This is a genomic window from Psychrobacter sp. AOP5-GZ1-6 (genome assembly GCF_052376345.1).
GTDB lineage: Bacteria > Pseudomonadota > Gammaproteobacteria > Pseudomonadales > Moraxellaceae > Psychrobacter.
Genome location: NZ_JBQSVP010000095.1, coordinates 1 through 12,111, shown reverse-complemented (window position 1 = coordinate 12,111; position 12,111 = coordinate 1). Strand labels below are relative to the sequence as shown.

Below are 12,111 nucleotides of genomic sequence, written 5' to 3'. Positions count from 1 at the left end.
TAAAAATACTTCAGAAAAACCACTTCTTCGTATTTATTTTATTATATATAAAGAAAAACTACATAGTTATTCATTATTTCTTACAAAAAACCATGTTGACTTTAAGGGTATAGTTAAAGAAGTTTAAAACGAGTATCAAATAAGCGGTTATAAGGTGCCTTGTATACGAAACGATTTTGGAGAGACTCATCATCTTTTTTAAACTTAGGCATCACCCGGATTTAGGAATAATGATACAAAAAAACCACCTAAGTTTAGGTGGTCATCTTTTTGCATATCTTTATCAAAAACATAAATAAGCTTATGCATTCATATAGTTAGTAGACCTTAAATGTCAAAACAAATAATCCTATCAGTCACTAAAACTGCGCTCAATACAATGCGTTTGTAAGCGATCTATTTAAGCTTTTTTCACCACCGATGACTTGAGCTTCATCGGGCCGTAGCCATCCAATTTACAATCAATATCATGGCCATCAGTCGCATCTGGTAACAGGCGAATACTCTTGGCTTTGGTGCCTACTTTAATGACAGTTGAAGAGCCTTTTACTTTTAGGTCTTTGATCACGGTTACCGCGTCGCCGTCCTGCAGCTCATTGCCAACTGCATCACGAATGACTGCCTCTTGTTCTTCAGCTTGCTCCGCATCAGTCTCTGCTGCTGTCCATTCATGAGCACACATAGGACATACCAGTAACGCACCATCTTCATAAGTATATTCAGCATCACATTTAGGGCAATTGGGTAAGCTCATAATTTCCTCGATAGCCATTATAAATTAAGTTTATTGCAAAGGCCTTATTGTACCGTAACTCACCTATTTTCACCAACTTGTACGCTTGAAAACTGCGCTCAGCACCCAACTTATACCTTAACTGACCACTTAGCGCTGACGTTTTTTATGACGGTAGTTTTTGTGGTACTCTTCTTAGTCTCATTTACATTTACGCAGACAGTTTTTTATCAAAAAAATCAACACTGACGTCTTTAATGAATAAATTGACATTAAAAGGATAATAACAATGGGTCATGTTTCTATACCGCAGTTTCAACAAATTAGCATTGTAGGCGCAGACGCCGAAAAGTTTTTACAAGGACAGCTTACGTGTGATGTGACTAAGCTGGGGCTGAGTTACCAAGCAGCCGCTATTTGCAACTTAAAAGGCCGTATTGAGTTTGGTATTTGGATTAAAAAACAAGCCGAGCAACATTTTGATGTGGTGATCAGTGCTGACTGTACAGACTCGCTACTTGTCCACCTCAAAAAGTTTGGCGCTTTTTCCAAATTTGATACCAGCGCGCCAATTTTAATTTACCCTTGTATGCTCGCTGATGAACCAACCTTTAGCCATGACGATACGCACAATACCGAACAGGATACGCAAGCATGGATGCAATGTAGCATTGCTACTGGCAATTATTGGATAGTTGCCGCCACCCAAGGCGAGTTTCAGCCACAAGAATTGCGCTTGCATCAGCGCGGCGGTATGGACTACGACAAAGGCTGTTACTTAGGTCAAGAGGTGATTGCGCGTATTTATTTTAAATCTGCACCTAAGGCATTTTTGCATTACGTACAAGGCGAAGATGTACTACCCAGTGCAGGTGACAAGCTAAATAAAATCCAAGTTGTAAATGCCATTGCAACCGACCACGGTTTTGAAGCATTGGTGGTTGCACGTCCAGAACACCTTGCCGACAGCGCACTAACCACGCTCAACTTGCCAGCCGCCTTACAAGCAGATGTTGCCCGCGCTAAGTAAGGTGGCGTATCATCAATAAACACCCCTAATTATTTTACTATTTTAGGGTCTATTGAACATCCAAATGTGGTGCAATTTGAGCAATCATCAGCCCTAATATTTGAATAATTAACAGATTCTATAGTCACGGCAGAAAATCCTATGACACATATTGCAGTACTAGGAGCAGGCGTGGTCGGTGTGACCACCGCATGGTATCTTCGTCAAGCAGGTTATGATGTGACTGTGATTGAACGCGAACCGGCAGCAGGCTTACAAACTTCATTTGCCAATGGCGGTCAAATATCGGTATCACACGCCACGCCGTGGGCCAACCCTGCTACCCCAAAAAAAGCACTAAAATGGCTTTTTAAAGAAGACGCGCCACTACTTTATCGCCTGCGGGCTGATAAGGCGCAGCTCAAATGGGCCATGCAGTTTTTACAAGAATGCCGCGCCGATAAAGCCGATGCTAACCTTGTGCAAATGGTTCGCTTAGGGCTATATTCTAGAGGTGCGTTACAGCAACTACGCGCCGATATCGGTATTAATTACGAGCAACAGACGCGCGGTATTATGCATTTTTATACCAGCCAAGCCGAATTTGATGCTGCGATTAAACCCACAGAGCGTATGCAAGCACTTGGCTGCGAACGCCATGTCATTGATATCAATAACGCTGTGAGCTTGGAACCAGCACTATCTCCTATTGCGCATAAACTGACTGGCGCAACCTATACCAGCCGTGATGAGTCAGGCAATGCACATCTATTTACTCAGCGGTTGGCACAGCACTGCATGGATGCTGGCGTGCATTTTATGTACGATACCGAAATTCTAGCGCTCAATACCGATAGCGAAGCCAAAACCCCGCACGTGCATAGTGTTACTATCCGTCCAACAGGCGAAAATGCACAAACCTTCACAGCAGACAACTATGTATTGGCACTGGGCAGTTATAGCGTCAGCTTATTAAAACCGCTGGGTATTCATGTGCCAATTTTTCCGGCAAAAGGCTACTCTGCCACTTATACTGTAAATCCACGTGCGCCGCATTTAGCACCTTTTGTGAGCTTAATTGATGATGAGTTCAAACTGGTGGCCTCGCGGTTAGGAGATAAATTGCGTGTGGCTGGTACTGCAGAATTTAATGGCTACAACCTAGACTTAAATACCACACGCTGCGAGGCCATTACCCGCCGCGTACAGCAGTTATTCCCTAAAGGTATTATTGCCAATTCTGTGCAATATTGGACAGGATTAAGACCGATGACCCCCTCAAACGTACCGCTGATTGGTCGTGCACACTGCGGTCAAGTCAGACATGGTAGTCATAACGCTTCAGCCACGTTTGATAATTTATGGCTTAATACTGGTCATGGTACATTAGGTTGGACGCATTCTTGTGGCTCTGCAAAAGCCGTCAGCTTATTGATACAAGGCGAAAAGCCTAACGTTGATTTTGACTTTGTGGGTATGAGTGTTTAATCAGAATATCAATATATTAAAACCTGTTAAACACTCACAAATACGCCCTAAGCTATCCTGCTATCTATCAAGTTTTATGATGCAGTAGCCAATGCGATATCTACAACTGAGTCCAGTGCTTCTAATTGTACCGGCACACCATTCACGGCCGCATTGCCACTTAACTGATCAATCAAAGTGTCATCAGTTAAATCGTTAACGCTGACTCCTGCATGTGCTTGAGCAATTTGCTGCTTAACGCCTTTTCGGCCGTGACCAAAACCATGTGGGATACTCACCACCCCTGCCATTAGCTCGTCGGTTACTTCTGCTGCAATGACGATGCTACCCACACGCGAGGTCACTCTGACGTTTTGACCATTGATAATGCCATGCTGCTCTGCCGTTTTTGGATGCAGCATTAACGTACAACGAGATTTGCCTTTTACCAATCGATGGCTATTATGTAACCACGAATTGTTGCTGCGTACATGCCGACGCCCAATCAATAGAATCTCATCTTCATTGTACTGCTGTACCATCTCACGCACGCGCGCCAAATCCGCCTGATAAAAATCCACATGTAAATGAATCTGTTTATCAGCATGTTTAATAGCCTCTGGTAACATGCTATGTAATGGGCCTAAATCAATGCCGTGTGGGTTTGCTAGCAATGTCTCTATCGTGACCGCTTCTCTGTGAGGACCGTATTTTAAACCCTGCTCTAATAGAATTTTTGGTCCGAATGCTTTTGTCGCTGCACGCTCTTTTTGGGTGGCCTCTGGTGCGTCTTTGTCCAGGCGATCGGCCAATTCTAAATAAATCTCCCAGTCATGCATTGCATTGTCTTTTCTGTCGAACAAGGCCGGTGAATATTTAGCCACGTTATGCACCGCAAAACCGTTAAACGTGATGTCGTAATGATCGCGTTCTAATGGCGATACTGGTGGCAAAATAATATTGGCATGACGACTGGTTTCTGTCACAAAATAATCAAGTGAGACCATAAACTCTAATTGTGATAAAGCTTTGTCCAATTTTTCACCATTTGGCGTGCTGATAACAGGGTTTCCAGCAACCATCATAAAACCTTTTAACTGCCCCTCACCTGCTACTAGCATCTCATCTGCCATGGCAACGACTGGATACTCACCATTAAAATCAGGTAAGTGACTCACGCGGCTGTGACGTTTGCCCAAATAACCTGGGCCTGAGCTGTTCACCACATCGATGGCAGGGTTAGGGAACATTGCACCGCCCACTTCATCTAGGCGGCCAGTCACAATATTAATAACCATCGATAGATACTGACTCAACAAGCCAAACTCTTGCACCGAAATACCCATACGGCCATAACAGACTGAGCTTTCGGCCTCGCAAAACTCTTTGACCATACGTTTGATTTCAGGCGCAGCGATACCGGTAATATCGGCGACCGACTCAGGCGTATATTCTTTGGCAAACATGGCAATACGATCAATTTCTGGTGCTAGCGTGGCGGCTTTACTATCCAATTTTGCATAGCCTTGTGCATAAATTTCGTTCAACATGGCTAGTAACAGCAGCACATCCGTGGCGGGTCGGATAAAGTGATGTTCGCTAGCAATGTCGGCGGTTTCGGTGCGTCTTGGGTCAATCACCACCACTTTGCCATCACGGGCTTTGATATCTTTTAGCTTTTGGCGCATGTTTGGTGCGGTCATGATACTGCCATTAGAGGCCAGCGGATTGCCTCCAATAATAAGCATATATTGGGTATGATTCACATCCGGTATAGGAATACGTAGCATATGACCGAATAGGTGCATACTGACGATATGGTGTGGCAATTGATCGATTGAGGTTGCGGAAAAACGACTTCGGGTTTTTAAACTGGTGAGTAACTGTCGCTTTTCTTAATAAATGTCAGGTATACTGTCAATAACCTTACTTTATAGCTTAAATTACCTTAATAGATATCAATCATTCCTTTATAACCTGTCAACTAATTACATACTATACCCAATAGGTGTCAAAGATTATGCAACAAATGAGAGTTATTAAGCCAACCAGGAGAAGTGTATCTGGCCTTTATTCCTATAATGGGCTATCTATTCCTTACGAATCTACTTTAGAACGTGATTTCGTAATCTTTCAGACTTTTAGAACTAATGTATTAGAAGTAATAGCACAACCTGTCGTTATACCTTTTAAAAAGAATGGAAGAGCTTATAAATACACACCTGACTACTTTGTGCATTTAGATGACGGTGCAGAGTATAGGCAAGAGCTGATTAAGCATTTAATAGTTGAAGTAAAACCTAGAAGTGAGTGGAAGAAAAACTGGAGAGATTGGTCAGATAAATGGAAGGCAGCTATAAGTTATAGTGACGAGCATAACTTTCGTTTTAAAATCTATGATGAATCGAGAATTCATCACAAAGGTTTAGAGAATGTGAAGTATGTATTACGCTTTAGAAAAACTGCCTGTTGTGAACACGATATTCAAGTCATATTAAATCAAGTAGAAATGATGGGAAACACAACAATTGAATATCTTCTAGAGAAGTTCTTTAAAGGTGGAATTTATCGACCTCAAGGTAAACGTACTATTCTGCATTTGCTTGGTACTAAAAGACTGGGATTTGACTTTTGGGAAGAATTAGACGAAAAAACGGAGGTTTGGCATGTACAGTAGTCGCATTGATGAGAGTAAAAATTTAGATAATGAAGAAATCATCCCAAACGTAGGATTCACCTTAGATAGAGCTGCTATTCATCTTGCTAAGGGTAATATTTATTGCCACAAGCAAAACGGTGATCAGTTTGAACTTATTGAACTGGCTGATTTTAATCAAGCACTTTTCAAAAGCATTGAAACTCTTAGAGTAGAATTGCTGAGTATTCATGACTTTGAGAACCTTCCTAATCCGAATGGTACTGTCATCAATGTAGATTCAGAATGTATCAGTGATGAAGACTGGGAAAAAGCTCAGAAAAAGTATTTCGCCATTCAGCCATTAATCGCTCAAAAAAAAGGCTATAGAGGTGTTGATGGTTATGAGAGAAGAGCTAAAGAGAGCGGTGTTACAAGTAGAACATTGAGAAGGTGGGTAGATGCTTACCAACATACAGGTTCTATTGCTTCATTGTTAGATAAGAAAAGAGGGTGGACGAAAGATAAGACTCGTTTGGACGAAGCCATGAATGACTTAATTAAAACAGTTATTTACGATTATTACTTAACACCACAGCGTCCAACCATGCAAGCGACAGTAAGAATGGTACATAAACGTTGTCATGAACTAGGAGTTGAAAAGCCTAGTGGCAATGCAATACGATTCCGTATCAATCAGCTATCTGAGTCGACAGTCTTGAAAAAGAGAGGGTATAGAGAGAAGGCGAAAAACAAGTTTACTCCCAAAACAGGACATTTTCCTGAGGTTCTTGCTCCATTAGACGTAGTACAAATTGATCATACACCTGTTGATTTAATAATTGTAGATGATAAACATCGTAAACCTATTGGAAGACCCTGGATCACTATAGCTATTGATATCTACAGTCGAATGATAACAGGCTACTATATTTCCTTAGATGCTCCATCTGTTACTTCGGTGGGCATGTGTCTAGCTCGAAGTATTTTGCCAAAAAACGAGCTGTTAGAGCAAAATAATATTGAGAACATAACTTGGGATGTATTTGGCTATCCAGAAAAAATACACGTCGATAATGGTTCAGATTTTAGATCAGAAGACCTTAGAAAGTCCTGTGCTCTACATGGAATCAATATTGAGTTTCGACCCTTGGCTCGTCCTGAATATGGCGGTCATGTAGAACGTATGATCGGCAATATTATGAAGAAAGTGCATGAGTTGCCTGGTACAACTTTCTCTAATATTAAACAAAGAGATGGTTATGATGCAGAGAAAAACGCATCGCTCACTCTTGCTGAGTTTGAAAAGTGGTTTTTAACTTACATTACTAAGGTTTATCATCAAAGTATTCATTCAAGTATCGAAAAAACACCGTCCGAACAATGGAAAATCGGGATATTTGGAGACTCATTAAGCGAGGCCAACGGTATACCAAAATTACCTGTCGATGACATAACTTTGAGACTAGACTTTATGCCAAGTTTTGAGCGAACTATTCAAAGCTCTGGAGTCCGTATCGAAGGTATATATTACTACGATATCTGTTTAAATCATTATGTAAATACATCAGACAAAAATGGTAACAAAGAAAAATATATTTTCAGACAGGACCCAAGAGATATTAGCCAAATATGGTTTTTTGATCCCAAATTAAAGCAATATTTCAAAATTCCTTATGCCAATCAGGCTTTGCCTGTTATGAGTCTTTGGGAGTATAAACAGCTTAAAGGCTTAGTTAGACAGAAATATGGCAAGTCTAATGAGCATCTAATATATCAGGCATGGGATGAAATGCAGTCACTCACTGAGAATGCTACATCGTCAACTAAAACTCAACGTAGAAAAGAGCAAAGGCGCAAGCATCATGTCAAATCTCAAAAGCATTACGCACCTAAAGAAGTAGAAGTATTCGAGCTTTTAGAAGAAGAATCAAGAGTCTCTGATAGCATCTTAGACATAACATCTGACGATAGTGATGATGGCATATACTTTTATGAGGATATCGAATAATGAAACAAGAAATCCCCTATACACATATTCATCCAAAATTCCGTCATATTGCGCTTTTGCCTAATGAAGAGAGGTTGCGATTTATAGATGAACCTCGTTGGATTGGTTATGACAAAGCTAATCAGTCTATGGAAACCTTGCAAGGCTTAATGAATAAAGTTAAGCAACATAGAATGCCTAACTTAATGATTATAGGCGACTCAAATAATGGTAAAACCACACTGATAAATCAATTTCATAAGAAGTTTGGCTTACCTTATATCGATGATTTTAAAGATTCTATAGTCCCTGTAGTTCTGATACAAGCGCCCCCTTCTCCAAGTGAAAAGGAGCTATATATTAGTTTGCTTGAGCGCTTAGCATTACCTTATCGAAGTACTGAGCCAACTACAAAACTTCGTTACCAAGTTATTCATGCCTTTCGATGCTGCAATGTCAAAATGCTTGTCATAGATGAAATTCATTCCTTGCTAACAGGCACTGCAAGACAGCAAAGACAAATAATGAATGTCATTAAATTTTTATGTAATGAGCTTCAAATGCCAATTGTTGTAGCAGGTACTAGAGATGCGGTTAGAGTATTACATACTGATCAACAGCATATTAGTAGATTTGATGTAATAGAGCTTGAGAACTGGAACAATAATGTAGATTTTCGAAAACTTGTCGGTAGCTTTGAGAGAGTGATTCCACTTAAGAAGCCGTCAAATTTAACACATCCTGATAAGCTTCGGATAATACACAGTATTAGTAAGGGTAGAATTGGCGATGTGAGAAGATTAATTTCTGAATGTGCTATTGAGGCTATAACATCTGGTAGTGAAGAGATAACATCAGAGATATTGAGTAGTAGAGTTTAAATACATATATTAAGCAGCTTTTTTAGGCAATAACGAAAAAAAATCCTATTAAAACTCTTATCTTTCATGATAAAAGCACTAGTCCTTAGCTGGTTAAAGCTACTTTAAATCGAGTCTGTAACTTACTAAAATAAGGCTGATCTTATTGACTTGCTTATAGATTATAGACTTAAAAATTAGATAAATATTTTCTGCTGTTAATGAGCAAATTATGGCTAAGATAAACCAAAGTGTTACGCAAAATTATCGGATAAGACCGTTAACGTTCTCTACACCTTTACTAGAGGGTGAAAGTCTAACTTCATGGCTGATAAGAGCTGCCCTTAGACAAGGATGCAGCCCATTGACGTTTACTCACTACTATTGGCCTGAACATCGTATTTGGACGTACGATGTAGATAAAGGATTTAAGTACATTAATTCTCAGATACATTCTGATATAGCGGTGTTAGCAGTTACGGCTATAGATGCTATTAATAATCAAACACTAATAAATTTTTCAAAAATTTTATCTATTGAATCTAGTAGCAAAGTCGCTCTACTTTGGACTCAACCTCTGTCGAAACGAAATCGTTATTCAAGAATTGGATATCCTTACTGTTATGAATGTATGACTAATAATAAAGAAGCTCATCTTAAGCTACAATGGCGCTTCACATGGTCAGTATGCTGCATAGAGCATAGAAAATTTCTACAGGTTGATTGTCCGTACTGCAACCTACCTTACCAACCACAGTTGATAGAGCCAGAACAAGAATTCATAAACCAGTGCCATTCATGTCATCATAAACTAGATAAAACGACTTTAGACACAATTCCTAGTGAGGTAGTCTATAAATTTCAACTGCTAGCAAATCAAGTTCTATATAGTAAACAAGGTACTATTTTAGGAAAAGTTGTTGATATAGCTGAGTGGTTTGATTATTTACTCTTTTTAATTAATCTAGTAAGACAAGCTTTGAAAAACCCTGACTATATGTTTGGTAAATTACTTTTAGAACTAGGTATTGACCTTAGTGAACTCTCATCTCCCAAAACAAGTCTAAGATTTGACTTTCTTCCCTTGGAGGAGAGGATAGTATTAATTGAGCATGCTTACTATCTACTGCAAGTAGAATGTGATGATTGGATATATTATTGTCAAGAATTAGACATTACTCAAAATAGTTTTCAGTGGTCAAAACGTACGATAGTCCCTAAAGCTTTCTCTCAAGTTTATGATCAACTACCTAAAGTACCTTCACGCGAGTACAAGAAGCAGTCAAGTGGTATACATCCTGCTTCACTAGAAGCAGTAATGGCTGCTTGGAGCAGATTACAACGCAAAATAGAGATGAGAGAAAGCTATGACAAGCACCTTAAAAAAGAATAAAAAGCGGTGCGACTCATGCGCTAATGAAAACGTAGAGATTAAAAGACGTTATAAAAATGAAACATATTGCGCTAATTGCTATCGTATATGGTTTATTAAGAAACCCTGTAGTAAATGCGGTGAAATAAATCGGTTGCATAAAAAAGAGGATTTTGCTATCTGTAGTGGTTGCCGTATGAATCAGCCGTGTACTCGTTGTGGCGGCGCGGCGGTTAAAGATGGGGCTAATACTGAATACGGACGAGTTTGTCAAACCTGCTATCAGGGCTATTTTAAAGACAAAAAAAAGTGTTTTGAGTGTGGTGAATTTAAAAGAAATATCAGTAGTTATTCAAGGCTGTCTCACGATCAAGCGGTATGTACAAACTGCTTTCAGGGTCACTTTATGCAAAGCTGTTCTTTGTGTGGTAGATATAGGGAGCTTGTAGATAGCGAGCAAGGTAAGATATGTCAAAAGTGCCATGAGTTCGGTGAAATACCTTGTGAGAGTTGCAACAAACCTATGCCCGCTGGTATGGGGAAGAAGTGTAATGAGTGTTATTGGAATCAAAGACTAGAGCATGAGACAGAAGTTAATATCTATCTGCTGTCATCAGAGATAATGAGACAGGCTTACACTCAATTCACAAAATGGTTTGCAGCTGAAAAAGGTAGTATGACAGCGACTCTAAAACACAATAATTTTATAAATTTCTTTACTCGCTGTGATGAAATATGGAGCAAGATACCAAGCTATGAGTCGCTAGTAAAAGAGTTTAAGCCAAATGGACTGCGTGAAAATCTAACGGTACTGCGCTGGTTAATTAAAACTAAACAGATTATTGTAAACCCTAAGATTAAAGAGCAAATTGCTGAGCAAGAACGCATTATTAATCTATTAGCAAAATTTAATGATAACGAACCTACTTGTATTAAAAATTATCATAGTTTTTTATCTCAAAAATTACTCAAGCGCAAGACCTCTCTAAAATCGGTCAGACTGGCTTTGCAACCTGCAACAGGTCTTTACATTGAATACAACGTTACTGACTTAAATACGCCAACTCAAGAGCAAGTAAATAGCTATTTACTCTTAAAACACGGTCAGTATAGTTCATTATATGGATTCATCTGTTTTCTAAACAAGGAGTATAATTTAAATTTAACCTGTGAAAAGCCTACTAAAAATGAGATATTCAAAGCTAATCGGAAAGAGGTCGAAAAACAAATTATTGATCTATTTAATCAGAAGAAATTATTGTCTAAAACTGATAAGTTGAAATGGTTGCAGCTCAGTATGATGTATTTTCATTGTGTTCATATTAGTTTAAGCTCACTAAAGACTTTGAAGTCTAAACAAGTAGATCAGCGCAATATGATAATACTAATATATGATAGAAAAGAATACTGGTTACCTAGTCCTATCCAATCAAACTAACCATTTGATTTCTTAGATTAACACATGAAGTGCAATACCAAATGCGAGGTGAAAAAAAGACCTAGATGCGCTAGCATCAAAGTCTTTATCCACCGACCAAAGTGAGATTGCACTTCATGTGTTAATCTAAGAAGTAAGTTTTTAATTTGCAACTGTACGCTTCTTGCCTGTTTTAAAGGGTTCTCTCTTTTCTGTAATGTGCCGTTGCTATTTTTTATCGTAAAATGACTTGGTGAAGCAGATTCTATGTATGAAGCACTCCAATCTTTGACTTCAATTAGCAACATACCGTGACGTATGGAAAAGATTAAGAAGTCACCATGTTTGCTTTTGATTGACGCACATGGTTCATACCAAACAATCCACTCATCATCAGGTAATAAGGCGCTCTTTAGGAGGTTATATACTCTACGTTCACCAGCTGTTGCATCAACTGCATGTCCGATACTATCTGGAATCATTTCTGCCATGAATATCCTTTATAAATAACATATTAACTATTTTCGCGGAGTTCAACCATCACCAAGTAATTTTGTAGCCGAAAGACTCTATTAAAGTAACTCTACTCAATAGATACTAAAATTAAATGTGTCAGAGATTTACTTAT

Annotated in this window: 10 protein-coding genes; 7 read left to right on the top strand and 3 right to left on the bottom strand. The window is 39.1% G+C overall.

The features are described 5' to 3' along the window. Positions 1 to 400: 400 nt before the first annotated feature. Positions 401 to 754: a zinc ribbon domain-containing protein YjdM gene (locus tag ACT3RN_RS11405; RefSeq protein ID WP_225739304.1), complete on the bottom strand. Its 354-nt coding sequence runs from the start codon at positions 752 to 754 to the stop codon at positions 401 to 403. Positions 755 to 1,022: 268 nt separating this feature from the next. On the opposite strand from ACT3RN_RS11405, the gene ygfZ reads away from it, so the two are divergent. Together ygfZ and ACT3RN_RS11395 are read left to right on the top strand one after the other, a co-directional pair. Then, complete coding sequence (ygfZ, locus tag ACT3RN_RS11400) at positions 1,023 to 1,763, top strand: CAF17-like 4Fe-4S cluster assembly/insertion protein YgfZ (RefSeq protein WP_192520488.1); 741 nt, start codon at positions 1,023 to 1,025, stop codon at positions 1,761 to 1,763. A gap of 141 nt (positions 1,764 to 1,904) precedes the next feature. After that, positions 1,905 to 3,230 carry a D-amino acid dehydrogenase gene (locus ACT3RN_RS11395; protein WP_192520487.1) on the top strand — a complete coding sequence of 442 codons (1,326 nt, stop codon included), beginning with the start codon at positions 1,905 to 1,907 and terminating at the stop codon, positions 3,228 to 3,230. A gap of 74 nt (positions 3,231 to 3,304) precedes the next feature. Here the strand turns inward: ACT3RN_RS11395 and ACT3RN_RS11390 are convergent, their stop codons facing one another. Beyond that, positions 3,305 to 5,017 carry a molybdopterin oxidoreductase family protein gene (locus ACT3RN_RS11390; RefSeq protein ID WP_444518655.1) on the bottom strand — a complete coding sequence of 571 codons (1,713 nt, stop codon included), beginning with the start codon at positions 5,015 to 5,017 and terminating at the stop codon, positions 3,305 to 3,307. A 212-nt stretch (positions 5,018 to 5,229) separates the two neighbouring features. Between ACT3RN_RS11390 and ACT3RN_RS11385 the strand changes: the two genes are divergently transcribed. The 5 genes from ACT3RN_RS11385 to ACT3RN_RS11365 all read left to right on the top strand — a co-directional run bounded on the left by ACT3RN_RS11385 (position 5,230) and on the right by ACT3RN_RS11365 (position 11,504). Beyond that, the gene (locus tag ACT3RN_RS11385; protein ID WP_087813925.1) at positions 5,230 to 5,886 is read left to right on the top strand and encodes a TnsA endonuclease N-terminal domain-containing protein; all 657 of its coding nucleotides are present in this window, start codon (positions 5,230 to 5,232) and stop codon (positions 5,884 to 5,886) included. Further along, a complete protein-coding gene (locus ACT3RN_RS11380) occupies positions 5,876 to 7,855 on the top strand; it encodes a Mu transposase C-terminal domain-containing protein (protein WP_087813924.1) in 1,980 nt (659 codons plus the stop codon). Before ACT3RN_RS11385 ends, ACT3RN_RS11380 begins: the two co-directional genes overlap by 11 nt. After that, a complete protein-coding gene (locus ACT3RN_RS11375; protein ID WP_087813923.1) occupies positions 7,855 to 8,715 on the top strand; it encodes a TniB family NTP-binding protein in 861 nt (286 codons plus the stop codon). The genes ACT3RN_RS11380 and ACT3RN_RS11375 overlap by 1 nt, the downstream gene beginning before the upstream one ends. A gap of 211 nt (positions 8,716 to 8,926) precedes the next feature. Further along, on the top strand, positions 8,927 to 10,087 hold the full coding sequence (locus tag ACT3RN_RS11370) for a TniQ family protein (RefSeq protein WP_192519575.1): 1,161 nt from the start codon (positions 8,927 to 8,929) through the stop codon (positions 10,085 to 10,087). Continuing rightward, entirely contained in the window at positions 10,062 to 11,504 is a 1,443-nt protein-coding gene (locus tag ACT3RN_RS11365) for a hypothetical protein (RefSeq protein WP_192519574.1), read from the top strand. The genes ACT3RN_RS11370 and ACT3RN_RS11365 overlap by 26 nt, the downstream gene beginning before the upstream one ends. A 17-nt stretch (positions 11,505 to 11,521) precedes the next feature. Here the strand turns inward: ACT3RN_RS11365 and ACT3RN_RS11360 are convergent, their stop codons facing one another. After that, complete coding sequence (locus ACT3RN_RS11360; protein WP_192519573.1) at positions 11,522 to 11,974, bottom strand: nuclease-related domain-containing protein; 453 nt, start codon at positions 11,972 to 11,974, stop codon at positions 11,522 to 11,524. Positions 11,975 to 12,111 lie beyond the last annotated feature (137 nt).